General features: G+C 42.6%; 22 protein-coding genes and 2 tRNA genes. 17 read left to right on the top strand and 7 right to left on the bottom strand.

The window, feature by feature from the left end; translation table 11 throughout:
• Nucleotides 1-37 precede the first annotated feature (37 nt).
• The gene (locus tag E0H87_RS13560) at nucleotides 38-841 is read right to left on the bottom strand and encodes a DUF4198 domain-containing protein (protein ID WP_131324073.1); all 804 of its coding nucleotides are present in this window, start codon (nucleotides 839-841) and stop codon (nucleotides 38-40) included.
• A gap of 166 nt (nucleotides 842-1007) precedes the next feature.
• Here E0H87_RS13560 and E0H87_RS13555 point away from each other — a divergent pair, with 166 nt between their 5' ends.
• Nucleotides 1008-1985, top strand: coding sequence for a cation diffusion facilitator family transporter (locus E0H87_RS13555; protein ID WP_131324072.1), 978 nt, complete (start codon nucleotides 1008-1010; stop codon nucleotides 1983-1985).
• Between the two features lie 22 nt (nucleotides 1986-2007).
• Here the strand turns inward: E0H87_RS13555 and E0H87_RS13550 are convergent, their stop codons facing one another.
• The 5 genes from E0H87_RS13550 to E0H87_RS13530 form a co-directional block, all read right to left on the bottom strand.
• Nucleotides 2008-2349: a hypothetical protein gene (locus E0H87_RS13550; RefSeq protein WP_131324071.1), complete on the bottom strand. Its 342-nt coding sequence runs from the start codon at nucleotides 2347-2349 to the stop codon at nucleotides 2008-2010.
• A 128-nt stretch (nucleotides 2350-2477) separates the two neighbouring features.
• A tRNA-Glu gene (locus tag E0H87_RS13545) sits at nucleotides 2478-2553 on the bottom strand.
• Between the two features lie 30 nt (nucleotides 2554-2583).
• A tRNA-Ala gene (locus tag E0H87_RS13540) sits at nucleotides 2584-2659 on the bottom strand.
• Nucleotides 2660-2716: 57 nt separating this feature from the next.
• Nucleotides 2717-4225 carry a glutamate--tRNA ligase gene (gltX, locus tag E0H87_RS13535; RefSeq protein ID WP_131324070.1) on the bottom strand — a complete coding sequence of 503 codons (1509 nt, stop codon included), beginning with the start codon at nucleotides 4223-4225 and terminating at the stop codon, nucleotides 2717-2719.
• A gap of 125 nt (nucleotides 4226-4350) precedes the next feature.
• On the bottom strand, nucleotides 4351-4647 hold the full coding sequence (locus tag E0H87_RS13530) for a hypothetical protein (protein WP_131324069.1): 297 nt from the start codon (nucleotides 4645-4647) through the stop codon (nucleotides 4351-4353).
• 401 nt (nucleotides 4648-5048) lie between these two features.
• Between E0H87_RS13530 and E0H87_RS13525 the strand changes: the two genes are divergently transcribed.
• The 8 genes from E0H87_RS13525 (at nucleotide 5049) to E0H87_RS13490 (ending at nucleotide 14236) form a co-directional block, all read left to right on the top strand.
• A complete protein-coding gene (locus E0H87_RS13525; RefSeq protein WP_131324068.1) occupies nucleotides 5049-6050 on the top strand; it encodes a sulfate ABC transporter substrate-binding protein in 1002 nt (333 codons plus the stop codon).
• 174 nt (nucleotides 6051-6224) lie between these two features.
• The gene (rsmH, locus tag E0H87_RS13520; RefSeq protein WP_131324067.1) at nucleotides 6225-7136 is read left to right on the top strand and encodes a 16S rRNA (cytosine(1402)-N(4))-methyltransferase RsmH; all 912 of its coding nucleotides are present in this window, start codon (nucleotides 6225-6227) and stop codon (nucleotides 7134-7136) included.
• A 79-nt stretch (nucleotides 7137-7215) separates the two neighbouring features.
• Nucleotides 7216-7479: a cell division protein FtsL gene (gene ftsL / locus E0H87_RS13515; protein WP_227547364.1), complete on the top strand. Its 264-nt coding sequence runs from the start codon at nucleotides 7216-7218 to the stop codon at nucleotides 7477-7479.
• A gap of 12 nt (nucleotides 7480-7491) precedes the next feature.
• On the top strand, nucleotides 7492-9315 hold the full coding sequence (gene ftsI / locus E0H87_RS13510; protein WP_131324065.1) for a penicillin-binding protein PBP3: 1824 nt from the start codon (nucleotides 7492-7494) through the stop codon (nucleotides 9313-9315).
• Nucleotides 9316-9325: 10 nt separating this feature from the next.
• Nucleotides 9326-10822, top strand: coding sequence for a UDP-N-acetylmuramoyl-L-alanyl-D-glutamate--2,6-diaminopimelate ligase (locus E0H87_RS13505; RefSeq protein ID WP_131324064.1), 1497 nt, complete (start codon nucleotides 9326-9328; stop codon nucleotides 10820-10822).
• Nucleotides 10823-10830: 8 nt separating this feature from the next.
• Complete coding sequence (locus tag E0H87_RS13500) at nucleotides 10831-12240, top strand: UDP-N-acetylmuramoyl-tripeptide--D-alanyl-D-alanine ligase (protein ID WP_131324063.1); 1410 nt, start codon at nucleotides 10831-10833, stop codon at nucleotides 12238-12240.
• 1 nt (nucleotide 12241) lies between these two features.
• Complete coding sequence (gene mraY, locus E0H87_RS13495) at nucleotides 12242-13360, top strand: phospho-N-acetylmuramoyl-pentapeptide-transferase (protein ID WP_131324062.1); 1119 nt, start codon at nucleotides 12242-12244, stop codon at nucleotides 13358-13360.
• Nucleotides 13361-13432: 72 nt separating this feature from the next.
• Nucleotides 13433-14236, top strand: coding sequence for a putative RNA methyltransferase (locus E0H87_RS13490; RefSeq protein ID WP_131324061.1), 804 nt, complete (start codon nucleotides 13433-13435; stop codon nucleotides 14234-14236).
• A 58-nt stretch (nucleotides 14237-14294) separates the two neighbouring features.
• Here E0H87_RS13490 and ponA read toward each other — a convergent pair whose 3' ends face one another.
• Nucleotides 14295-16820, bottom strand: coding sequence for a penicillin-binding protein PBP1a (gene ponA, locus E0H87_RS13485; RefSeq protein ID WP_131324060.1), 2526 nt, complete (start codon nucleotides 16818-16820; stop codon nucleotides 14295-14297).
• 165 nt (nucleotides 16821-16985) lie between these two features.
• Between ponA and E0H87_RS13480 the strand changes: the two genes are divergently transcribed.
• From E0H87_RS13480 to E0H87_RS13445, 8 genes are read left to right on the top strand one after another with little or no spacing between them, the layout of a single operon-like run.
• On the top strand, nucleotides 16986-18044 hold the full coding sequence (locus E0H87_RS13480; RefSeq protein WP_131324059.1) for a pilus assembly protein PilM: 1059 nt from the start codon (nucleotides 16986-16988) through the stop codon (nucleotides 18042-18044).
• Nucleotides 18044-18721 carry a PilN domain-containing protein gene (locus E0H87_RS13475; RefSeq protein WP_131324058.1) on the top strand — a complete coding sequence of 226 codons (678 nt, stop codon included), beginning with the start codon at nucleotides 18044-18046 and terminating at the stop codon, nucleotides 18719-18721. Before E0H87_RS13480 ends, E0H87_RS13475 begins: the two co-directional genes overlap by 1 nt.
• Entirely contained in the window at nucleotides 18718-19464 is a 747-nt protein-coding gene (locus tag E0H87_RS13470) for a type 4a pilus biogenesis protein PilO (protein ID WP_131324057.1), read from the top strand. Before E0H87_RS13475 ends, E0H87_RS13470 begins: the two co-directional genes overlap by 4 nt.
• Nucleotides 19461-19988: a pilus assembly protein PilP gene (locus E0H87_RS13465; protein ID WP_131264630.1), complete on the top strand. Its 528-nt coding sequence runs from the start codon at nucleotides 19461-19463 to the stop codon at nucleotides 19986-19988. The genes E0H87_RS13470 and E0H87_RS13465 overlap by 4 nt, the downstream gene beginning before the upstream one ends.
• A gap of 60 nt (nucleotides 19989-20048) precedes the next feature.
• Nucleotides 20049-22196 carry a type IV pilus secretin PilQ family protein gene (pilQ, locus tag E0H87_RS13460; protein ID WP_131324201.1) on the top strand — a complete coding sequence of 716 codons (2148 nt, stop codon included), beginning with the start codon at nucleotides 20049-20051 and terminating at the stop codon, nucleotides 22194-22196.
• A gap of 37 nt (nucleotides 22197-22233) precedes the next feature.
• Nucleotides 22234-22776 (top strand): shikimate kinase AroK, encoded by a 543-nt coding sequence (aroK, locus tag E0H87_RS13455; protein WP_131324056.1) that lies wholly within the window; start codon nucleotides 22234-22236, stop codon nucleotides 22774-22776.
• Between the two features lie 20 nt (nucleotides 22777-22796).
• On the top strand, nucleotides 22797-23879 hold the full coding sequence (gene aroB, locus E0H87_RS13450; protein ID WP_131324055.1) for a 3-dehydroquinate synthase: 1083 nt from the start codon (nucleotides 22797-22799) through the stop codon (nucleotides 23877-23879).
• A 10-nt stretch (nucleotides 23880-23889) separates the two neighbouring features.
• A complete protein-coding gene (locus E0H87_RS13445; protein ID WP_131324054.1) occupies nucleotides 23890-24762 on the top strand; it encodes a hypothetical protein in 873 nt (290 codons plus the stop codon).
• Nucleotides 24763-24982 lie beyond the last annotated feature (220 nt).

The following is a 24982-nucleotide window of genomic DNA, read 5'->3' as shown; positions in this document are numbered from 1 at the left end:
TGCCTTGATTCGTTTTGAATCAAGGCATTGTTGAGTCTTAAGAATTTGCTTGAGCAACATGGACACTGATAATCGTGGCGTACTGATTTTTCGGCGTCGCTTTGTTATCGAATTTTTCAGACACTTCAATCAAGTAATTTCCTGCATGTGGAAAAGTAATATTGGCACTGCCATTATTTTGTACAGGAATATTGAGTGCTTGAGCTTCAGTAGCACCTTGAGCACGAACCATTAACTCAGCCTGAGCTAAAGGTTTGTTGGCTTTATGAATTTGGAGCTGAACCGCTTGCTGTGCGATGAGTTGATTTGGATGGGTAGAAAAATTGACTTGAATCGGTGCTGAACTCGCAGCAATCGCAGAAGTCGATTGTTTGCTGATATAAGTCTGCAAGGTCCATTCACGAACGGTGTCTACTTTTTTGGGTAATTTGCCCTTAAAGTCGCTAGCAATCACATAATCACGCTCACTTAAAGGCGGGACTTGATCTGCTGTAGCATCGGCTAAAATTTTCCATTGTTTATTATGCTGAACATATTGGATCGGGTAACTGGTCTTGGCAAAAACTGTATAGGTGCCTTTTTCGGGTAGAGGTAAATCAAAGATGGTGGCAGATTTTAAGGTCGTTGTGGGCTGTAAGGTGGTTTGCTTTTGGTCGGGTTGAATAATGGTAAATTGTGGATCTTGGAGTGCATATTCTGCATGTAAGGCTTGCTCTGCATAAGCTGCAATAATAGGAACTTGGGTGTTGTCCGTGATAAAGGCCAATGGAGCGATATAAGGTTCATGTGCAAAACTATAGCTGCTCAGCATTACCGCAGAAAGAATAACAATTTTTTTCATAACAGAATTCCAATTTCAAAAATGATGCGAGAAGATGAGTGAAGATGTAGCCAATAAATCAAATATGCAAATGATAATTATTTTCATGTATTCTGCAAAGTAAAATATAGGGTGTAGGTCGAAGCTGACCACGTTGACTGAAATAAGAATGAATAGAGGCAACAATATGAGTGGATCGCATGGGCATGATCATACACATGCAACCGTGACTGAAAAAAATGCAAAGAAGTTAAGTTTCGCTTTAGCGCTGACCAGTATTTTTTTAATTATTGAAGTCATTGCGGGTTTTATCACGCAGAGTCTGGCATTGCTTTCGGATGCGGCACATATGTTTACCGATGCAGCAGCACTCGCGATTGCTTTGGTCGCCATTAAAATTGGCAAATTGCCTGCGGATAACAAACGCACCTTTGGTTATCAGCGTTTCGAAATTCTAGCAGCTTTATTTAATGCGCTGATGTTGTTCTTGGTGGCCATGTATATTTTATACGAAGCCTATCAGCGTTTTAGCCATCCTCCAGAAATTCAAAGTATGGGGATGCTGGTCGTGGCCGTCATTGGCTTGATCATTAATTTAATTTCCATGCGCATCTTGTTTTCCAGTGCGCAGGAAAGTCTGAATGTGAAAGGCGCTTATTTAGAGGTTTTGAGTGATGCCTTAGGTTCAGTCGGCGTGATTATCGGGGCAATTGTGATTTATTTTACCCAATGGTTTTGGGTGGATACGCTGATTGCGGTCTTGATTGGTTTTTGGGTTCTGCCACGGACATGGATTTTACTCAAACAGAGCATTAATATTTTATTGGAAGGGGTACCTGAAGAAATTGATATAGAGCAATTGCGCCAAGATTTACTGCAATTGCCTAAGGTTGAAAGTATCCATCAACTCAAGGTCTGGGCCATCAGTTCTAAAAATATTCATCTCACCGTACATCTTTACGCCCCACAAGCTGATCAAAAGCAGTTGTATCAGGCAGCTTCCGCGATGCTGCATCAGCAACATGGTATTGCTGAAATGACCTTACAGATTGAAGATGATGAATGTCTGGCACATGCACATAGTCAGCAAGGTACTCATCAACATGAAGCACCAACGCATGTACACTCAGACCAAGATACACATGACCATTCACATCAGCATTAAGCTGATGTGAAGTTGTATTCAATTAGATTTCCCACTCATGCTCGCATTCGCGGCATTTCCATTTCTTTTGGGATTGCATAAATGATTGCATTGAAATTTTGAAATCAGGTAAATCGCGGTAAAACAAGAAACCTGCAACAGCACAGATCACGAATACCACAACCGTTGCAATTTGCAGAGTCGAACCCGCGCCATTACCAAACAGCCACATGGCGATGCTAATTAACACCAAAAGCAGCAAAACAAAAATGGAAGGAACAAGGAATACCAGACTTTTGGGTACAACTGGGCGTGCCGTAGGTGCATTGGCTTGAGCAACAGGCATAATCTTCGGACTTTGGCATTTTGGGCAACGGTATTGCATTTCAGCTCCATCATTTTTATCTGGGTCTATTCTAGCGGAATGTTGCACAGCGCCAAAATAATTCAGACAAATTTATGTTTTGTTGAGGCAATAAAAAAGCCACTGTTGAACAGTGGCTTTTTTGAATTTGGCGTCCCTACGGGGATTCGAACCCCGGTTACCGCCGTGAAAGGGCGATGTCCTAGGCCTCTAGACGATAGGGACTTATGAGGCAACACAGGTAAAACGATTTTTTGGTGGAGTCAAGCGGGATCGAACCGCTGACCTCTACAATGCCATTGTAGCGCTCTACCAACTGAGCTATGACCCCAGTCTGTGTGAGCGCAATATTAGGGATATTCCGCTCACACGTCAACAGCTAATTTAATTAGGCCTGTTCAATTGCATCATTTTTCGGCAATTTTAGGCTTTCATTCAATTTTTCCCATACTTTCGCTTCTTTTTTGCTCGGTGCGCCTACAATTTCCAGTGCATGGCGTAAACGAGCGAAGGTTAAGTCTGGACCCAAAGTCACCATCGATTGCATGACTGGGGTCGAAGAAGTCGAACCTGCAATTGCAATAAAGAAAGCTGGCATGAAATCACGGAGTTTAATGTTCATCTGATTGGCTAAATCCATCAGAATTTGGCTCACCGTATCATTGTTCCAAGCGAACTGGCTTTCTAAACGCCAGATGGCAAACTGCAAACTTTGACGCACTTGTTCTTCAGTCAATTTTTTGCTTTCAAACTGTTCTTTGCTAATTTGCGGCATGTGGTTGAAATAGAAACCAGCCCAATTCACAGCTTCAGACAACAAGTGAATCCGTGGTTGAATTGCAGCAGCAATATCTTCTAAGGTATTGCGGTCACTTTTCCAGCTTAATAGACGATCCAGTAATTGACCTGGAGTCAGTCCTTTAATCCATTGACCATTTAGCCAATTCAGTTTTTCCACATCAAAGATGGGGCCGCCTAAAGATACACGTTTTACATCAAAGTGTTCAATCATGTCATTTAAAGTAAACACTTCACGTTCGTCAGGCATCGACCAGCCCATACGACCCAAGTAGTTTAATAAGGCCTCTGGCAAAACACCGATGTCACGGTAGTAGTTGATAGACGTTGGATTTTTACGTTTAGACAGTTTTGATTTGTCTGGGTTACGCAACAATGGCATGTGGCACAGTGTTGGCATTTCCCAGCCAAAATATTGGTAAAGTAACTGGTGTTTTGGTGCAGATGGTAGCCATTCTTCACCACGAAGCACATGGGTGATTTCCATTAAGTGGTCATCAACCACGTTTGCCAAGTGGTAAGTTGGCAAGCCATCGGTTTTTAATAACACTTGCATGTCGACTTGCGCCCAAGGGATTTCAACCTCACCGCGCAATAAGTCATTAATTTTACACACGCCTTCTTCTGGGACTTTCATCCGAATCACGTGTGGCTCACCCGCTGCAAGGCGACGTTGTACTTCTTCTTGGGTGAGTTTTAAGCCACGGCCATCATATTTTTGTGTTTCGCCACGCGCTTGTTGTTCTTCACGCATTTGATCCAGTTCTTCAGCCGTTGCGAAGCAGTAGAATGCATGACCTTTTTCAACCAAATCTAAAGCATATTGTTTGTAGATATGCATACGCTCTGATTGGCGGTAAGGTGCGTGAGGTCCACCCACGTCTGGTCCCTCAGACCAGTTCAAACCTAACCAACGTAAAGAATCTAAAATCATTTTTTCAGATTCAGGGGTTGAGCGTAGTTGGTCGGTATCTTCAATACGTAAGATAAATTCGCCGCCATGCTTTTTTGCAAAACACATGTTAAATAACGCGATGTAGGCAGTTCCTACGTGAGGAAACCCTGTAGGTGAGGGAGCAATACGGGTACGAATAGTCATAACAATATTTTCAAAAGATAAACTGGGGCTATTATAACGAAAAAGCCCAATCACTTAATGCTTAATTCAACATTTGTGACTGGGCTTTTTACCAATTTCTTAGGGGAAAAAATTGGTGGTTTGAATCAAGAATTATTTTGCGGGAAAATTGCTTGTAAGAAACGTGAGAAGCGTTCGTTTTGCGTTGCAAAGAAACTTTGGGTCGGTGCAACTTTAATTGCTGTCAGTACTTTTAAATTGTTGTCTGCCTGCAAATAATTGTCACCTTGCTTTTGTTGATTGAGTGCTTTTTCAATCAAAGAGACCTTTTCAGGTGCTGCACTTTTGTTCAGGGTGGCTTTAATTGCAGCCGTATGACCCGACTGAGCCATTAAACCTAAGCCTATACTGAGAAAAATGGCTTGAAAATAGTGTAAGTTCATCGCGAATTCCCCTTTAACTCAACACGTTGAGAACTTTTTTATAAAATAGTGTTCTACATACTATAACTACAATTTAAACATCTTTAGAAACATAAAAGTAGACTTACGTCACACTTTTTACAAAAAGATAAGAAAATCTAAGTGATTTTACGCTGAATGATAACAGTAATATCCACGTATTGTTGTTGTAGCAAATAAATATGGAGACAACATGGAGATTGTAATATTGTGACAAATTTTAGAACATTTCATGACATGATTTCAGCATAATTTTTGGCTTATATTGCAACATTTTATATATCTTAAAATCAGAAAAACTATGAATAAATGATTATAGCCACGTGATTGTGAAAACTTTTTATTAAAAATATAGTGCAAAAAACAGTCATTAGAGTTCAACAATGAATAAATCTTTCTTTGCATGGGGAATTGCAATTCTAGCTGGGGTTTCGGGGCAAGCCTTTGCAGCAAAAAGTTTCTTGAATGTGTCTTATGATCCGACCCGTGAATTTTATCAAGAATACAATAAAGAATTTGGTCAGTATTGGAAGCAGCGTACGGGACAGGAGATTGAATTTAAACAATCCCATGGCGGTTCTGGCAAGCAGGCACGCGCTGTGGCAACAGGTTTAGAAGCCGATGTCGTAACTTTAGCTTTGGCCAATGATATTGATGAAATTGTCAAAGCTGGTTATATCGATAAAAATTGGCAAAAGGAATTTCCAAATAATTCGGCACCCTATACTTCTACCGTCGTTTTTTTGGTGCGCAAGGGCAATCCTAAGCAGATTAAGGACTGGAATGATTTGGTTAAACCGGGCGTTGAAATTATTACCCCCAACCCAAAAACAGGCGGTGCACCACGTTGGATTTATCTGGCGGCATGGGGTTATGCCCTAAAACAACCTGGCGGGAATGATGCCAAAGCACGTGAGTTGGTTAAAAACCTCTATCACAATGTCAAAGTGTTGGATTCGGGTGCGCGAGGTTCTTTAACCACCTTTGCTGAACGTGGCATAGGTGATGTATTGCTGTCTTGGGAAAACGAAGCTTTGTTGGCAACCAAAGGTTTGGGCAAAGGCGAGTTTGAAATTGTTTATCCTTCGATTTCTATTTTGGCGGAACCTTCAGTCGCCATTGTTGATCGAACCGTTGATAAAGATGGCAATCGCAACTTAGCTAAGGGGTATTTAAATTACTTATATTCTCCGAAGGGGCAAGATTTAGCGGCAAAATACTATTTTCGCCCACGTAATGCACAAGCAGCAGCCAAGTATGCTGGACAATTTCCGAAGCTTAAACTCTTTACGATTGGAGATGTATTTGGCGGTTGGGCAAAAGCGCAACAAACGCACTTTGTGAATGGTGCAATTTTTGATCAGATTTATAATCAAGCCAATTAAGCAGACCTAAAATAGTACAAAAAAGTCTCCAAAGGAGGCTTTTTTGCTTAGGGAATACAATAGAAACGGTTTTCTCTATAGAAAGTAATATTTCCCTACAAAAAGACGTTTGGAGCTTTGTTAAAACAAGGTAATAATGTGCAGTTAAATTTTTGGTACTTTGATTGCACTGTTATGTCTCATATTTCTGTATTACTTCATGAAACTGTGGATGCCTTGTTGGCAGGTCGGAATACAGGGATTTATGTCGATGGCACTTTTGGTCGAGGTGGACATACCCGTTTGCTGCTTTCAAAACTCGATGCAAATTCTAAAGTCTATGCTTTCGATAAAGATCCACAAGCGCTTGCAGTGGCGGCTGAATTAGCGGCGGAAGATTCTCGTTTTCACATTATTCATGCCAGTTTTGCAGATTTACAACCCGAGCTTGCCACTTTAGGGTTAATGCAAGTTGATGGTGTCATGGCAGACTTAGGTGTTTCTTCACCGCAGTTGGATCAGGCTGAACGTGGTTTTAGCTTCATGCAGGATGGTCCCTTGGACATGCGTATGGATAATTCGCAAGGTCCGACCGCAGCAGAGTGGTTGATGCAGATTGAAGAAGAAGCCTTGGCCAATGTGATTTTCAAGTATGGAGAAGAACGTTATAGCCGCCGCATTGCCAAAGCAATTAAAGCGGCAGGGCAGATTGACACTACGCGTCAGTTGGCAGAAATTGTGAAAGTTGCGCATCCGAAGTGGGAAAAAAATAAACATGCGGCAACGCGTACATTTCAGGCAATACGTATTGCGATTAATAAAGAATTAGAAGATATTGAAGCTTTCTTGCCTCAGGCAGTTGAGGTATTAAAACCAGAAGCTCGTTTGGCCGTGATTAGTTTCCACTCATTGGAAGATCGACTGATTAAACAATTTATTCAAAAAGAATCGACTTTGGCAGAAGACACAGGATGGGGGCTACCACAACAACAGCAAGATACCCGTCGTTTGAAAAAAATAGCACGCGTTCGTGCGAGTGAAGAAGAAGTGAAGGCCAATCCACGCTCGCGCAGTGCTTGGCTTCGTGTTGCGGAACGCTTAGTTTAAAAGGCGAACTATGAAAACTGAAGCAGTTGAAAAGAAAGCAGAAAAATTGCGGACGAAAAAATATATCACTTATGCCTGTATGTTAATTTTGGTTTTCATCAGCGCAATCATGGTGGTTTTTCAGGTGTTTGAATATCGACATGATTATCGTGAGCTGAGTTCATTTATGCGTGAGCGTGATGACTTAAATGCAGAGTGGGGGCGTTTGTTGATTGAGCAACAAACCTTTGGTGCAACGGCACAAATCGGGACTCGTGCCGTGACCCAGTTACGTATGTATTCTCCACCTGCCGCGCAAACGGTTGTAATTTCTTTACCAATGACTTCAGATGACAATAAATAAGGCTAGCTGTATATGGTAGACAAGCAGACCAAGCAACCACGTAAGAAGCAGCAGTCGATTACGGATAAAAATGCCATTAGTGTAGAAATGTGGCGTTTTTATCTTATGTGGGCCGTGGTGTTATTATGCTTTTTGGCATTGGTTGGTCGTGCATTTTATGTGCAAGTGATTAACCATGACTTTTTACAAAATAAAGCCAATGCTAATATTTTACGTACTGAAACACTCAAAGCCATGCGCGGGGTGATTTATGATCGCCATGGTGTGCCTTTGGCAATCAGTACACCTGTCATGAAAGTCGTGATTGATCCACGTGATTATTTTGATAATAAAAAGTTATTTGATGAAATTACCGCTGAATTGGCGAAAGATCCACATAACCGAAAATTAAAGCGCCAATTGCCAGAAAAGAACCTCAATCTGGATGAATTGGCTGATGCGGTCGGGATGGATCGGGCAGAACTCAAGAAAAAGCTATATGAACGTCCTCGTTCTCGCTATTTAGTGCTGCAAAAAGAGATTCCGCCACAGCAGGCAGAATTAATTGAAAAGCGCGAGTTTCAAGCGGTGTACACCGAGAAAAACTATAAGCGTTATTACCCGCAGCCACAACCAAATGCACAAATTATTGGTCTAACCAATAGTGAAGGGATCGGGATTGAAGGCTTGGAAATGCAGCTCAATAAACGTCTTGCAGGTGTTGATGGTGAGCAGCAAGTGGTGCGTGACAAGAAAGGTAACCGCGTAAAAGACCCAGAAGTGGTGAAAGAGGTAGAGTCAGGGGAAAATATTACCCTGAGTATCGATTCGCGCCTGCAATACATTTTATACCGTGAACTTACTGCGGCAGGTGTGGCAAACAATGCACGTTCAGCATCGGCTATTGCGGTAGACGTGAAAACGGGTGAAATCTTGGCGATGACCAGTTGGCCGTCGTATAACCCAAATGATAAAAATGGTTTGGCCAATAAAGATGCCATGCGTAACCGTGGCGCAACGGACATGTTTGAACCAGGTTCGACCATGAAACCTTTAACGGTTGCTATGGCATTGGAAACAGGTAAATACATGCCAACCACGGTGGTGAATACTTCGCCAGGATCTATGCGTGTTGGTAACCATACCATTCGTGATACGCATAACTATGGGCAACTGACGTTAGCTGGGATTATTCAGAAATCTTCCAACGTGGGTGTGGCGAAAATTGCTTTATCTTTACCGTATTCAACTTTACCGACCTTTTTAAAGCGCGTGGGTTTTGGGCAGCGTTCGGCCGTCAAATTCCCAGGTGAAAGTTCAGGTATGGTACTTCCACCAAGCAAGTGGAATGTGTCAGAGGTTGCGACCATGGCTTATGGCTATGGTATTAACGCCACAGTACTGCAAATGGTCGATGCTTATGCCATGTTGGCCAATCATGGAGTCAAAGTACCTCTGAGTTTGTATAAGCTAGAAGAGCCACCGAAAGGTCAGCAAATGATTGATCGGAAAATTGCCGATCAAGTGTTGTTGATGATGGAAGCCGTGACGCTACCAGGCGGTACAGCACGTCAAGCCAATATTCCGGGTTACCGTGTAGCGGGTAAAACAGGAACTGCACATAAACTACGTGCGGATCGTAAAGGGTATTCGGAAAAAGAGTATCGTGCACTATTTTCAGGGGTTGCACCTGTGAGTGATCCACGTTTGGCGATCTTTGTGGTGGTGGAAAACCCGCAAGGTCAATATTATGGCGGCTTGGTTGCTGCACCTGTCTTTGCCCGAGTGATGCAAGAGTCACTCCGTTTAATGAATGTGCCTTTAGATAAGCCTTTAGACACACCCAAAATCCAGTAATAGGTGCTGAATGTCAATTACATTTCAAGAACTGCATCCTGCTGATCAAATCACTGGATGGATGAGTCAACCGTTCCAAGGTTTTTGCTTGGACAGTCGTTATGTGCAAGCAGGGCAAATCTTTATTGCCTTGAACAGTTTGAGCCAACCTGAAAAAACGGTGCAATTTGCGCAGGCAGCATTGGACAAAGGTGCTGTGGCTATTATTAGTGAAACTGAGCTAGGTGTTACCCCAAGTCTGGTTGTGCCTGAAGTACGTCATTTAATGGGTATCTGGCAACAACAATATTTGCAGGCTGTATCTCCAACCCAAGCTGTGCAGATTTTGGCGGTAACGGGAACCAATGGTAAAACTACGATTTCACGCTTGGTCGCAGAGCTATTGATGTTACAGGGCCAGCCCTGTGCGGTAATGGGAACCACAGGCAATGGTATTCTTCCGCATTTAGAAAGTTCTTCACATACAACTTTAGATGCCTTGCAACTGCAAAATGCTTTGCATAGTTATGCGCAACAAGGGGCAAAATTTGCTTCAATTGAAGCAAGTTCGCATGGTCTAGAACAAGGTCGTTTAACGGGTTGTGCCATTGAAATTGCGGCTTATAGTAATTTAAGCCGTGATCATTTGGATTATCACGGGACGCTCGAAGCTTATGCAGCAGCTAAATCGTTGTTGTTTAAATTTGAGTCTTTGAAGGTTGCGGTGATTAATCTTGATGATGAATATGCATCGATCATGTTGGCGGCAGCACAAGCCAATCCTGCACAGCCGAAAATTCTCACTTATTCCATGACCCAAACTGCGGATTATCAAGTTCAGGATATTCAGTACAGTCTATCGGGTGCACACTTCAACTTAGTAAGCGCACAAGGTCTGTTTGAGGTAAAAAGCCCGCTACTGGGGCATTTTAACATCGAAAATTTAGTGGCAAGTTTAATCGTGGCACAGCACGCTGGGTTTGATTTGGCACAGTTGATTGCGACAGTACCTCAGTTGCAAGGCGCACCAGGGCGTATGCAGGTCATTCGTGATGATGCACGCTTATTTGTGGTGGATTATGCACATACACCAGATGCCTTGGTACAAGTTTTAACCACCTTGAAACGTCATGTTGAACGGAATTTATGGGCGGTGTTTGGTTGTGGTGGTGATCGGGATCGAGGTAAACGACCATTGATGACTCAAGCGGCTTTAAATGGTGCTGATGTGGTGTTGTTAACCTCAGATAATCCACGGACCGAAAATCCTGAACAGATTTTTACCGATATGAAGGCGGGTATTGATTTCTCAGGCCATGTGGTACATGAGATACATGACCGTCGAGAAGCAATTAAATTTGCGGTCAAAACTGCGCAAGCGGGTGATATTGTGGTGATTGCAGGCAAAGGGCACGAGAACTATCAAGAAATTGAAGGGGTTCGTCACTGGTTTGATGATGTGGTTGAAGTACAGGCGGCAATTGATGCACAACATCTCGCCACAGATTCAGCCTATCCCGCACAATAGGAAATAAGATGCATACTTCAACGACCAGTACAGATCCGTTACAGCCGTGGACTGCGGCAGAATTGTTGGAAGCGACCCAAGGTTATTGGCTGCATGATCGACAGCCCAGTGGTGAAATTAAACGAATTTTGACTGATTCACGTCATGCGGAACAAGGGGATGCATTTTTAGCGCTCAAAGGTGAGCGTTTTGATGCACATGATTTTGTCGTAAAAGTCATCGCGCAGGGTTGTGAAGTGGCAATCGTCAGTCATCCTGTAGATGCAGATATATTTCAGTTGGTTGTGCCCGATACCCGTTTGGCTTTAGGGCATTTGGGTGCTTACCGTCGTGCGCAATATCCAGACTTAAAAGTGATTGCCTTGACGGGTAGTAGTGGTAAAACCACCACCAAAGAAATGCTAGGTAGTATTTTGTCGCGGCTGGCTCCGACCTTGATTACGCGCGGTAATTTAAACAATGATTTGGGTGTACCCATGATGTTGTTGGAGTTACGTGCGGAGCATCGTTATGCCGTCATGGAGTTGGGAGCAAGCCACCAAGGGGAAATTGATTACACCTCAAACTTGGTTCAACCGCAGGTGGCCGGTATTCTCAATATTGGCACGGCGCACTTGGGTGAGTTTGGCGGACGAGAAGGCATTTGCCGTGCCAAATCTGAAATTTATGCACATATTGCCTCATCGGGTACCTCGATTGTGCCTGCGGCAGATGACTTTATTGATCAAATTCGCCAAGTCGTGCAAACCGAGCACGAGTTGAGTTTTGGTCAGGGCGGTGATCTATATGCTTCGGATGTACAGCTACAACCGCAATCAGCGCGTTTTAACCTGCATACGCCACAGGGTGAACGAGTTGTAAATTTACCCTTTGCTGGTGAGCATAATGTGCAGAATGCGACAGCCGCTGTTGCCTTTGCGCTTGCGATTGGTATTGATTTAGATGATATCGTGCTCGGTCTTGAGCAAGCACAAGGTGCCAAAGGGCGTTTGAATTTTATTCAGCAAGCACCTTATCTATTCATTGATGATACTTACAATGCCAACCCAACCTCAATGCGTGCAGCGGGCGAAGTGCTCGCGCAACAAGACGGTGTGCGCGTGATGGTCATTGGCGACATTGGTGAATTGGGTCAAAGTGCTGCGCAACAACACTATATGTTAGGTCGAGATTTGGTCTCGATCAAAGGCATTAATTTTGTTGTGGCTGTGGGGGAGTTCTCGCCAGCTACACAAGAAGGTGCACGCAGTACCCAATATGGTAAGAAATTACAGGCCTTCTTGAGTCAAGAACAAGCCTTACCTTTTTTAATTAGTTTAGTCGAAACACATCAACCCCAGTCGATGAGTTTCCTGTTTAAAGGTTCTCGTTATACCCATATGGAAACCTTGATGACTGACTTGATGGAGAAACTCTAAAATGCTGTTATGGTTATTTGAACAGCTTGCGGGCTATCACAGCTCATTCCAAGTCGTACGCTATTTAACATTACGCTCACTGCTGAGTGTTTTGACCGCACTCTCCATTGGATTGGTGCTTGGTCCAGTCATGATCCGTAAGTTACAAGCCTTAAAATATGGTCAGGCCGTTAGTACCTATGCACCTGAAAACCATGCCAAAAAGATGGGCACACCAACCATGGGTGGGGTGCTGATTCTGCTTTCGATTGGAATTTCGACCCTGCTCTGGGCAGACTTATCCAACCCTTATGTGTGGATCGTCTTGGCTGTTATGGTTATTTTTGGTGCTGTAGGTTGGGCGGATGACTGGATTAAAATCCGTTATAAAGACAATGCAGGTTTGCCAGCACGGAAGAAATTTTTCTGGACGTCAGTTGCATCTTTAGGTGCAGGAATTGCGTTGTATGTAATTGCCAAGCAACAAGAGAACCCAATTCATACGGCAAATATGCTGGATTTGCTGATCCCATTCTTTAAAAATCTCAGTATTCCATTGTCGATTATTCCTTTGGGGATTGGCTTTATTCTTTTTACCTATTTGGTGATTAACGGGGCTTCCAACGCAGTCAACCTGACCGATGGTTTAGATGGTTTGGCGATTATGCCGATTGTCTTGGTTGCAGCAGGTTTAGGTGTATTTGCTTACTTGGCGGGTGATGTCCGTTTTGCCAATTATCTACATATTCCTTATGTGAAATATTCGTCTGAATTGGTGGTGATTTGTGCTGCAATGATTGGTGCAGGCTTAGCCTTCCTTTGGTATAACGCACATCCTGCCCAAGTCTTTATGGGGGATGTGGGGGCTTTATCACTTGGAGCGATGCTAGGTACCATTGCAGTGATGGTTCGTCAAGAAATCGTGTTTGCGATTATGGGCGGTGTATTTGTGGTAGAAGCGATTTCGGTCTTCTTGCAAATTGGCTCGTTACGAATGCGGAATAAACGTGTCTTCTTGATGGCACCTTTGCATCATCATTATGAGAAAAAGGGTTGGCGAGAAACCCAAGTGGTTATCCGATTCTGGATTATCACAATTATGCTGGTGGTTTTGGGTCTGATGACCTTAAAATTGCGTTAAGCAAAATCCGCGAAAATCAGGTCGGCATATGCCGACCTTTTTATTTTCGTTGATCGATTATTGGAGAAAATGATGAATCTGCTCATGTGCCCTGTATGTCGTGAGAAATTAAATTTGGTGGATAAAACGTGGCAATGTGAGCATCGTCATAGCTATGATATTGCCAAGCAGGGTTATGTGAATTTGCACGTAGTGCAGCATAAACACAGCAAAACCCCGGGCGATACACCCGAGTCGGTACAAGCTCGTCGCGCATTTTTAAGCGCAGGTTTTTATGCACCTTTACAGCAAGCTGTGGTTGAAAAACTACGTCAGCTTCGCATTGAAAATCTTTTGGATATTGGCTGTGGAGAAGGTTATTACACCGATGCGATGCAGGCAGAGGTGATGCAATGTGTTGGTGTGGATATTGCGAAAAATGCGGTGCAAGTTGCGGCTAAACTGAATTCAGATGTGACATGGGTGGTGGGCACGGGGGCAACTTTGCCTGTATTAGATCAATCCATCGATCTGTGCAGTAGCTTGTTTAGTCCGATTCCTCAGCAAGAAATATTACGTGTACTGAAGGATAAGGGTTATTTATTGGTGGTGACACCAGCACCTGAACATTTATTTGCCATTCGTGAGGCTTTATTTGAAGAGGTAAAACCACACGAGCCAAATAAGTTTGTGCAGCAGTTGGCGCAGGATTTTGAACTCATTGAGTCGCACGTGGTGAGTGCAGATTTAACGCTGCCACAGCAGCAGCTCAAAAACCTGATTGCAATGACACCCTATGCTTACAAAGCGAAAGTAGATCGAAGAAGTGCTTTAGAGGCTTTAGCTGAGTTTAAAGTGACGGCACAATTCCAGCTCTATTTATTTCAAAAGAAATAAATATATATAAAAAGCCCGCTTAAATAATGCGGGCTTTTTATTCGGTGACTAAGATCTGCTATTGAAATTGATCAATCAAATGTTCAATGGCATCTGATTTCTTACTTGGAGCATTCGGTTGCATTGCAGGCGGAGTTTGATCACTTGGAAGCAAAGCTTCTTCGTCTGGCAAATCATCAAAGTCTCGCTCAGGTGCACGTGCAGGAGCTGCTGGTTTAGGACGATATAAAGGTTGTGCCAGTGGTGGTGATGAGCGGTAATCTTTTTTGGTTTCGCCTTCAATAAATTGGGTATCATTATGTAGTGTAGGTGCCTTAGCATCTTTGTCAAAATGTACCCAAGCCGATGGTGTGCCTTTCAAGGCATTGTCCATGAAGCTGGTCCAAATGGGTAATGCGGCAACGCCACCATATTCACGTCGACCGAGAGTGGTGGGTTGGTCAAAGCCGACCCATGCCACCGTGACCAATTTACCATTAAAGCCTGCAAACCATGCATCTTTGGCATCATTGGTGGTTCCTGTTTTACCACCTAAGTCATCGCGCCCAATTTTAAGTGCAGCGCGCCCTGTACCATGTTGAATAACATCTTTGAGGATGTTCGCCATATCAAAGGCAGAGCTGGATTTTAAAATTCGTTGGGCTTGACGGTATTCCGCATTGGCTGCATGGGGTTCTGTTATCTTTGCTTCGGTGGATTGATTGGTAACTTCAATCACTTCGTCATCAGGAGTGACAGGCGTGCTTTCTGATGATTCTTTTACAGGTTCATTGATACACTCAATGCAGGCATATTCAGGGTTGGCGCGGTAAATCACCTTGCCATAGGCATCTTCAATGCGATCAATAAAATGCGGTTGAATGCGGTAACCACCATTGGCAAATGTGGCATAACCTGTTGCCATTTGAATGGGCAATACTTGCGGTGTACCTAAAGCAATGGTGTAGTTATTTGGAATTTGATCTTCTTGTAAACCGAAATCCATAAACAATTGGCGCGTGCGCTCAATGCCTACTGCTTGCAGCAAACGTACTGAGACGGTATTTCGGGACAAATATAAAGCACGACGTAAAGGAATCATGCCCAAATAGCGCCCATCTGAATTTCGGGGTGACCATTTTCCGATGGTAATGGGGCTATCGTTGACCATGGTAAAAGGGGTCATGCCACGTTCTAAAGCCAAAGCGTAGACAAAGGGTTTAATGGTTGAACCAGGTTGACGCCAACCTTGTAAAGCTCGGTTAAATTTGGATTGATAAAAATTGTATCCGCCGACCACAGCCTCAATTGCACCATTATTTGGATTGAGTGCAATCAGTTGTCCTTGGACTTTCGGGATTTGTACCAGCGACCATGAGGTTTTGTCTGCATTCGGTCTTAAGCGCACAATATCTTTGACTTTTACAATTTGAGAAGCACGACTGGGTGCAGGGCCGACGCTGTTGGCATTGCGATAAGCGCGCGCCCAAGACATTCCTGACCAAGGTACAGTTACGGTAGAGCCATCTTGCATGAAGGCGTCAAAAGAGTTGTCATTTACTTTACTGACTTTGGCAGGATAGGTATTGGCATAAGCAGTAAATTGCTTTAAATCTTTATCGTGTGCTTCGGCACCGCGCCAACCATGGCGTTGATCATAGGCTTCTAAACCATCTTGTACAGATTGTTCAGCAAAAAATTGGCGTTGGCTATTGATAGTAGTGTAAACCTTATAGCCAGAATCAATCGCTTGCTCCCCAAATTTACTCACCAATTCTGCACGGACCATTTCGCCGACATAAGGAAATTGATTGCTGACACCGCGTTCAGGCATGTCTAGATTGATCGGTTCAGCAATCGCATTTTGATATTGCTCTTGGTTGATATAGCCCAATTGCAGCATACGACCCAAAATCCAGTTGCGACGCTCTAATGCACGTTCAGGATTGGCAACGGGGTTGTATTTTGAAGGGGCTTTGGGAAGACCCGCAATCATGGCCATTTGGGCAATACTTAAATCTTCTAAATTTTTGTTGTAGTAAATTTTGGCAGCAGCAGCAATGCCGTAGGCATTTTTACCCAGAAAAATCTTGTTTACATACAGGGTTAGAATTTCTTCTTTACTTAGATTTTGTTCAATCTTTCGGGCAAGAAAAACTTCGGTCAGTTTGCGTTTGAGTGTGCGTTCAGGACTCAGGTAATAGTTCTTTGCCACTTGCATGGTAATGGTCGAGCCACCTGTTTGTACATTCGAGCCAGTAATGCTCTCACTCACGGCACGTCCCAAACCTTTAAAGCTAATTCCACTGTGCTCAAAAAAAGCGGAATCTTCTGCAGCTAAAAAAGCATGAATAAAGGTTCTTGGAATTTGATCATATTCAACAGGAACAGAAAGTTTGCCACCATATTCTGCAATAAGTTGCTGATCTGCACTATAAACTTGTAATGGTTTTAATAAGGGAGCCTTTTTTAAGATGCTCATTTCAGGCAAAGAGGGGGCAATATAGAGATACATGCCATAAAACCCCATAGGAATTGCGACCAAAACTATAATTATGATCAAAAAAAATGGATGAACACGGCCTGAACAAGATAGCTTTTTCATAACAAGTAAGTTTTAATAGGAGCTAATGGCAAACTAATTGGTGGTCAGTATAGCCGTTTACAGATACGGATTGTTAATGAGTTATTGTATCCGTATAAAATTATAGACCGCAGCCAGTTAGTTAGTTACTTCTATTGGGGATAAAAAAATAATAGGAATAGTATTGTGCTCAGGTTATATCGTAAGCCAAATAAGGGGTTAATAGGAGTAGATATTAGTTCCACTTCTGTTAAGTTGTTAGAGCTGTCTGTAAAAAACGGTCGCTATTGGGTAGAAAGCTATGCTTTGGTCCCGTTACCAGAAGGCAGCGTTGTTGAAAAGAACATTTTGAATCCTGAAGCTATTGGGGAGGCTTTGGAGCGCGCTTTAAATTTAGCAAATGTTCAATCACATGCAGCAGCAATTGCCATTCCGACGTCTATGGTGATCAGTAAAATCATCGAGATGGATGCGGATATGACGGATGATGAGCGTGAAGTTCAAATCCGTATGGATGCTGAACAATACATTCCATTCCCTTTAGACGAAGTCAGCCTTGATTTTGAAGTTTTGCCAGATCGTTTAGCCAACCCGAATCGGGTCAATGTGCTTTTGGTGGCAACACGTCTAGAAAATGTTGAAGCGCGTTCAGAAGTGCTGGAACTGGCTGGAATCACGCCTAAAATTGCGGATGTTGAAAGCTTCGCAATGGAAAACGTCTATAAGGTCTTCTCTGATACTATGCCGATGGGGGTGAATACCGTCGGTATTTTAGATATTGGGCATACCATGACCACTTTATCGGTCATGCAGAATGACAAAATTATCTATAGCCGTGAGCAGGTTTTTGGTGGAAAGCAATTGACCCAAGAAATCCAAAATCGTTATGGATTGTCATTTGAAGAAGCGGGACGTGCCAAAAAAAGCCGTACTTTGCCTGATGATTATGACGTGGAAGTCTTAGAGCCGTTTCTTGAAGCCGTGGTGCAACAGGCTGCACGTTCTTTGCAGTTCTTCTTCTCATCTTCGCAGTTTAATGAAATTGATCATATTTTATTGGCGGGCGGAAATGCCAATATTCCAGGTTTGGCCAAGTTATTGCAACAAAAGTTGGGATATCGTGTCACGATTGCAAATCCATTTTTACAAATGGGTTTCTCGCCAAAAATTGATATTAAAAAAATTGAAAATGATGCTTCCTCTCTCTTGGTGGCGTGTGGTCTAGCATTGAGGAGTTTTGATTAATGGCAAAGATTAACTTGCTCCCTTGGCGTGATGAGCTGAGAGAGAAACGAAAAAAAGAATTTATTGTGATTTGTATTGGGGTGGCTTTAATTGGGGTGTTATTGGTTGTAGGGGCATGGTTCTATTACAACTATAAGCTTGAAGACCAAGAACAAGCGAATCAGCTCATTATCAGTACCAATCAAAACTTGGATGTGCAACTAAAATCTTTAGAAGGTTTGCAAGAGCAACGTAATGCGATTGTAGAACGTATGAAGTTGATTCAGGGGCTGCAAAGTCAACGTCCAATTGCCGTGCGTTTAATTGATGAGATGGCGCGTGTAGTTCCTGCGAATTTATATATTACTAAGTTCACTCGTGTTGGCGATAAATTTACCATTGAAGGTAAGGCAGAAAGTCCAAATGCGGTGGCTGAATTTTTACGTAATTTAGAAGCTTCTGCTTGGTATCGCAATGCTTTTATGAATTCCTTCCTGGCTGTGGAAGATAATAAAAATAAAGCGCCGAGTTCTGTTGTTCCTCGTGTTGAGGATAGTTATGGCAGCTTTGTGGTGACTGCGGATCTGGATGAGATTGCTATGCCTACAGAGGCAGCGAATGAAGCTGCGGGTTCTATGGCTGTAGCGGCAAATGATGCAAATGCAGCAGCTAGTTCAACAGCGGGGGCAGCAAAATGAGTCGTGATGAGTTTGATGATTTAAATCAAGAGGCTGTCGTTAAACCTAAGAAAAAAATGACAGTGGATAAGTTTTTTCAACAATTTAATACGTTGGATCCGAATAATTATGGCAGTTGGCCTTTATCGGTCAAAATTACTTGCTGGCTTTTTATTGTCTTTTTAATTGGTGCTGTTGGTTATTTTGTGGTGATCAAGCCACAGTTAGATGCGATTTCTAGCGCACATGCACAAGAGCAAAACTTACTGAATGAATTCAGAGAGAAAGATTCAAAGTTGCGTAATTTGCAACAATACCAAGCCCAGTTGCAGGAGATGGAGGCGAACTTTAATCAACAACTGGAGCAATTGCCGAAGGAAACTGAAATTCCTGGTCTGGTTGAAGATATTAACGTGACAGGCGTAAATTCTGGGTTGAAATTTAAAAATATCCGTTTAGAGCCTGAAGTCAAACAAGAGTTTTTTGTTGAGCAGCCAATTAGTATTGAAGCGACAGGTGATTATCATGCCTTTGGTTCTTTTGCGAGTGGCATCGCTGCATTACCTCGAATTGTGACCTTACATGATTTTGATATCAGTTCTTCAATTAGTACAGATAAAAAATCTGAAATTCCGCAAGTGACTTATGTTGCGAAGGCACGTACCTATCGCTATATAGGTAATACAGAGAATCAAGCTGCGGCAGCTGATGCAAAAACCACAACGCCACCTGCTCAAGTTACTCCAGAAGGAGCGAAGAAATGAAATTTGAAAAAATAGCATTTGCTTTGATGTTTGGATTGGTTTTGGTGGGGTGTGATTCACGTATTGATGCGGTGAACATGGAAATGGTAAATATTCGTAATCAGCAACCTTTGCCGATTGAGCCAGCACCTGTTTTTCCACCTGTACCGACATTCAATTATGCAGCACATCAATTGAAAAGTCCGTTTATGCCGAGTTCTTTGGCAGCAGAATTAAAAATTATGTCGGGTAAGCGAGTGTATCCGAATTTCTCGCGTCAGTCGCAGCCATTAGAAAGTTATGCTTTAGAATCCTTGAATATGAAGGGGAGTATGCGTAATCAGTCTGGGCAAATTTTGGGGCTAATCCAGACGCCAGATGGTGAAATTGAGCGTGTGCAAGTCGGAAATTACATGGGGGTGAATCAGGGGCGAATTGTGAAAATTACGCCTACACAGATTGATCTTGTGGAAATTATTCCCGATGGTCGAGAGGGGTATGTTGAGCGTCCGCGTAGCCTTGTCTTAATTGGACCCGCACCTTAATTCAAAGGAATAAAAATGAAAAACAGTATTCAAGATTTTATATTTGGGGATGGTAATACAATGAATCATATTTTCCGTCAATTTTCTATGGGTGCGGTTGCTATGGCTGTCATGCAAGCTGCCAGTGCACAAGTGAGCATTACGAATGTCGTACCTATGCAAGTTCCTGGGCAAGGGACTGAAATTCGTGTGATGTTTAACGGAATACCGCCACAGCCTCAAGCTTACCAACTTGAACAGCCATCAAGACTTATTTTAGATTTTGATAAAGCAGAACAAACACTTAAGCAAAATAATATTCAGGTTGCAACAAAAGAAGCCAGTTCGGTCGATGTCTCTTCTGATGCACAGCGTTCTCGCTTGACCGTTAATCTTGCGGATGCAGGTGCTTTTACCACCCAAGTTGAAGGCAACACCTTTATTCTGAAGATAAATGCGACGGATAATAGTTTTGCAACCCCTGTGGCAACTTCGGCTAAAGCACCATCGCAAGGTGTTTCAAATATTGGCTTTCAACGTGGTTCAGAGGGTGAAGGTCAGGTTGTGATTGATTTGCTAGGGAGTAATACGCCAGCAGATGTGCAGCAACAAGGGAGTAAAATTGTGGTGCGCATGTTGGGGAGTAAAATTCCAGCACATTTGACTCGCCGCCTAAATGTCAATGATTTTGCAACTCCTGTGGCAACCGTAGATGCTTATAATGATGGCAATAGTGGCGTGATTACTATCCAGTCTTCTGGTAGCTATGAATATATGGCTTACCAAGCTGAGAATAAGTTAACGATCAGCTTAAAGCGTCCAGTGGATAAGAATCCAATGAAGCCGCGTGCGGCAAATAGCTATACAGGTAAGAAAATTTCACTGGATTTCCAGGATATTGAAGTACGCCGCGTATTGCAGTTATTGGCAGATTTTACTGGTATTAACATGGTGGCTGCCGATACAGTTCAAGGCAATATTACCTTGCGCCTGAAAGATGTTCCATGGGATCAGGCACTTGATATTATTTTAAAAACAAAGAACTTGGATAAACGTCGTAATGGCAATGTGATTTGGATTGCACCAGTTGCTGAGCTAATTAAAGCGGAAGAAGATGAGGCCAAGGCGATTGCGCAGAGTGTTAAGCTTGCTCCATTGCAAACGGAATATATTCAATTAAATTATGCAAAAGCTACTGATATTGAAAAGTTAATTATTCAAGGTAAGAATAATTCAGGTAATAATTCAGGTAATAATTCAGGTAATAATCCGAATAATGTAAATCTATCAGATCCACTAGGTGATAGTGTAGGTAGCTTATTAAGTCCGCGTGGTACGGTTTCGACAGATCCTAGGACGAATACTTTGATCATTAATGATACATCTCAGAAAATTGATCAAATACGTAAGATGATCGATTTGTTGGATGTGCAAGTACAGCAAGTCATGGTTGAAGCACGCATCGTACGTGCATCTACTTCTTTCACTAAAGAGATGGGGGTGAAGTGGGGGATTTTATCACAAGGAATTAATAGTAATAATGATCTCTTGGTAGGGGGGAGCGATCAAACGTTATGGGATTTAAAAACCCCTGATGATAAGGGGAAATATACCATTCAGCGTCCAGATAACTTAAATGTTGATTTGGGTGTAAGTAATCCTGCCGGTCAAATTGCCTTTAGCTTGATTAGCTTGTCTGATTTTATGTTGGATCTTGAACTCTCAGCTTTACAAGCAGATGGTTATGGTGAAGTAATTTCAACACCAAAAGTCTTGACTGGAGATAAACAAAAGGCCAAGGTAGCTACAGGTCAAGAAGTACCTTATCAAACCACAACGAACTCTGCTTCTGGCTCAACAGCAACTACCTCATTCAAAGAAGCTCTGCTCAGTTTGGAAGTTACACCAAGTATTACCCCAGACGGTAAAGTGCAAATGAAGCTTGACATTGCAAAAGACTCAATTGCGGGTGAGGCACCAAATGGTGAGCTTATTCTAAATAAAAATACCATTACGACCAATGTCTTGGTTAATAATGGTGAAACGGTGATTTTAGGTGGTGTGTTTGAACAGACGACAAAAAATGAACAAAGAAAGGTGCCGTTCTTGGGGGATATTCCTTATATTGGAAGATTGTTTCGAAAAGATACCAAGTCAGATGACAAGCAAGAGCTGTTGATTTTTGTGACGCCACGAATTGTTAATGACAGTGTTTCAAGAAATCATTAATATATTTTCAATTTAAACAAAATTAATAGGTGACTCCTTGCCAAGCAAAGAGTTTGATTCCCTACCAAATATCTATTTGGTAGGGCCAATGGGGGCAGGAAAAACAACAGTCGGAAGGCATTTGGCAGAATTGTTAGGCCGTGAATTTCTCGACAGTGATCATGAAATTGAACGAAAAACTGGTGCGACCATTCCGTGGATTTTTGAAAAAGAAGGTGAGACTGGATTTCGTACTCGTGAAACTATTGTGATTGATGAGTTGACTGCTCGACCTGATTTGGTCTTGGCGACTGGTGGGGGAGCTGTGACACAGGCCCCCAATCGTGATTTTTTAAAGCAACGTGGTATCGTTGTTTATCTTTATACTCCTGTTGAAATTCAGCTTCAACGTACTTATCGCGATAAAAATCGTCCTCTCCTTCAGGTTGAGAACCCTGAGCAAAAATTACGTGATTTACTGGCGATTCGGGATCCTTTATATCGGGATGTGGCTCATTATATTATTGAGACCAATCAAGGTGCAGCACGAGATCTTGCGCATAAAATCTTAACGATGATTACCACACAACCTATTGATTGAATACGAAAGTAGTTGAACCCATGCAAACTTTACATGTAGAACTCGGTGAACGCCGTTATCCTATCTTCATTGGCAGTGATTTAAATCCTCATGATTTACTGGCACCGTACATTTTTGGCCAGCAAGTCATGATTGTGACCAATACCACCATTCAGCCTTTGTATTTAGAGCATTATGTTAAAGCGGTTGAGGCTTTAGGTAAAAAAGTTGCTACCTGTGTTTTGCCTGATGGTGAAAAGTATAAGGATATTCAACATCTGAATCTGATTTTTGATGCCCTACTTGAAGCAGGTTTTAACCGTGATTGTACGGTATTGGCATTGGGCGGTGGTGTGATTGGCGACATGGCGGGTTTTGCATCGGCGTGTTTCCAACGTGGTGTGTATTTCATTCAAGTACCAACCACGCTTTTGTCTCAAGTTGATTCCAGTGTGGGTGGGAAGACGGGTATTAATCATCCTTTGGGTAAAAACATGATTGGAGCCTTCCAGCAACCGCAAGTGGTAATGGCCGATATGGCGCAATTGAAAAGCTTACCCGATCGTGAACTCTCTGCAGGTTTGGCTGAAGTGATCAAGTATGCCTTATTGGGTGATGAAAGCTTTTTGGTATGGTTGGAAGCGAATATGGATGGCTTGGTCGCACGAGATCCTGATTTGTTGGCTGAAGCTGTCTATCGTTCATGTGCTCATAAAGCACGAATTGTGGCAAATGATGAAAAAGAGCAAGGTGAGCGTGCCTTGTTGAATTTAGGCCATACTTTTGGTCATGCGATAGAGTCTTATTTGGGCTATGGCGTCTGGTTACATGGTGAGGCAGTTGCGACAGGAATGGTGATGGCTGCCGATTTATCACAACGCATGGGATGGATTTCAGCAGCAGATGTGGAACGTACAAAAAAAATTATACAGCGTGCTGGTTTGCCGATAGTATGTCCCGCGATTCCATTGCAAGATTTCTTGGGCTATATGGCGCATGATAAGAAAGTATTGAATGGTCAACTTAGATTGGTGCTGCTAAAACAGTTGGGTCAAGCAATCATTACCAAAGAGTTTGATGTTGAACTGATGCAGCAGGCGATTCTTGCCAATCAAACAATATAAAGGTGAAATCATGACAGCACTTCGCAAATATTGGCAAAATACACAGCGTTATATCTGGCTTGTGGGCGGAGTGCTATGTCTTTTCGTGGCATTGATATTTTGGGCAGGATCGGACAGTCGTGAAGAGCTGGTCGAAGTGAATAAAGCAGTGGAGTCTGATGCTGAGCTGCAAATTCAACCTGCACGTGTCACCGCGGCAACCAATTTAGGCACCTTGCAAGAAGAAGTTCGCCCTATTGCGCTAACCACCAGAGTTGTTGCTACAGGCAATCATGCAAATGAATTCCGAGGAAGTAAGTTTATTGAAGAGCAGAAAAATAAGTCTACACTAGAGCTATTTAGTGTTACTGAAGAAGACATTATTAAAAGCTTTTTGAATAAACAGAGCGATCGGAAAAATTATTTTTATCTGCGATTGGCTGGAGATCAGCAACAAGAACGCTATGCTTTATTTTATGGTTTATATTCGGGTGAGAGAGAAGCAAATCAAGCACGAGAGCAGTTGGGTTTAAAATTACCCGCATCTGTCCATCCTACAGTAAGAGCTTTAGAAGATTATCAGGCGCAAGTGAATGATATGGGCATGGAGGAGTTACAAGGTTCCACATCAGTGTATGAAGTGAAATTACATCCTGCTGCTTTACCAAAACCAGACGTAGCTATCCTGAACTTAAGCCAACCCAAAGCTGTTGATACAACAGCGAATCGCTCGGATACGGGCAATGTATCTACCAGTACGACAGTAACCCGTAGAGATGCTGAAGGTAATGTGATTGATGTACAAAAATCTCAATCACATGCTGAGACTGGCACAAAATCAACCACTTCACCGAACAATTCTAATTCGTCTGTGCGCCAAGAAATTGCAGATCCATTTAATTAATCGTTCTAAAATAGAGCACATTGTGCTATACCAATGATTAAATGCGCAAAAATGGTGCAATTAATATAAAGCTTCAAATGCTCTAATTCAGGTCGAACACTTGATATTTCTGTATTTAAAAGAATTAGATTTAATAATCCTAAGTTGGCATATTTTTTGCTTAAATGGTGCATGATTTGAGTTGATGTCACTATTTTGGCGCGAAAAGATTCAAAGAGTG

The sequence above is a fragment of the Acinetobacter sp. ANC 4178 genome (genome assembly GCF_004331175.1).
Lineage (GTDB): Bacteria > Pseudomonadota > Gammaproteobacteria > Pseudomonadales > Moraxellaceae > Acinetobacter.
Note: the sequence above shows the minus strand (reverse complement) of the source record. Positions and strands in the feature narration are given on the sequence as shown.

Bases quoted from the DNA above. Each gene is read 5' to 3' on its own strand.
- E0H87_RS13560 (WP_131324073.1), bottom strand. From the start codon at position 841: ATGAAAAAAATTGTTATTCTTTCTGCGGTAATGCTGAGCAGCTATAGT.
- E0H87_RS13555 (WP_131324072.1), top strand. From the start codon at position 1,008: ATGAGTGGATCGCATGGGCATGATCATACACATGCAACCGTGACTGAA.
- E0H87_RS13550 (WP_131324071.1), bottom strand. From the start codon at position 2,349: ATGCAATACCGTTGCCCAAAATGCCAAAGTCCGAAGATTATGCCTGTT.
- gltX (WP_131324070.1), bottom strand. From the start codon at position 4,225: ATGACTATTCGTACCCGTATTGCTCCCTCACCTACAGGGTTTCCTCAC.
- E0H87_RS13530 (WP_131324069.1), bottom strand. From the start codon at position 4,647: ATGAACTTACACTATTTTCAAGCCATTTTTCTCAGTATAGGCTTAGGT.
- E0H87_RS13525 (WP_131324068.1), top strand. From the start codon at position 5,049: ATGAATAAATCTTTCTTTGCATGGGGAATTGCAATTCTAGCTGGGGTT.
- rsmH (WP_131324067.1), top strand. From the start codon at position 6,225: ATGTCTCATATTTCTGTATTACTTCATGAAACTGTGGATGCCTTGTTG.
- ftsL (WP_227547364.1), top strand. From the start codon at position 7,216: ATGTTAATTTTGGTTTTCATCAGCGCAATCATGGTGGTTTTTCAGGTG.
- ftsI (WP_131324065.1), top strand. From the start codon at position 7,492: ATGGTAGACAAGCAGACCAAGCAACCACGTAAGAAGCAGCAGTCGATT.
- E0H87_RS13505 (WP_131324064.1), top strand. From the start codon at position 9,326: ATGTCAATTACATTTCAAGAACTGCATCCTGCTGATCAAATCACTGGA.
- E0H87_RS13500 (WP_131324063.1), top strand. From the start codon at position 10,831: ATGCATACTTCAACGACCAGTACAGATCCGTTACAGCCGTGGACTGCG.
- mraY (WP_131324062.1), top strand. From the start codon at position 12,242: ATGCTGTTATGGTTATTTGAACAGCTTGCGGGCTATCACAGCTCATTC.
- E0H87_RS13490 (WP_131324061.1), top strand. From the start codon at position 13,433: ATGAATCTGCTCATGTGCCCTGTATGTCGTGAGAAATTAAATTTGGTG.
- ponA (WP_131324060.1), bottom strand. From the start codon at position 16,820: ATGAAAAAGCTATCTTGTTCAGGCCGTGTTCATCCATTTTTTTTGATC.
- E0H87_RS13475 (WP_131324058.1), top strand. From the start codon at position 18,044: ATGGCAAAGATTAACTTGCTCCCTTGGCGTGATGAGCTGAGAGAGAAA.
- E0H87_RS13470 (WP_131324057.1), top strand. From the start codon at position 18,718: ATGAGTCGTGATGAGTTTGATGATTTAAATCAAGAGGCTGTCGTTAAA.
- E0H87_RS13465 (WP_131264630.1), top strand. From the start codon at position 19,461: ATGAAATTTGAAAAAATAGCATTTGCTTTGATGTTTGGATTGGTTTTG.
- pilQ (WP_131324201.1), top strand. From the start codon at position 20,049: ATGAATCATATTTTCCGTCAATTTTCTATGGGTGCGGTTGCTATGGCT.
- aroB (WP_131324055.1), top strand. From the start codon at position 22,797: ATGCAAACTTTACATGTAGAACTCGGTGAACGCCGTTATCCTATCTTC.
- E0H87_RS13445 (WP_131324054.1), top strand. From the start codon at position 23,890: ATGACAGCACTTCGCAAATATTGGCAAAATACACAGCGTTATATCTGG.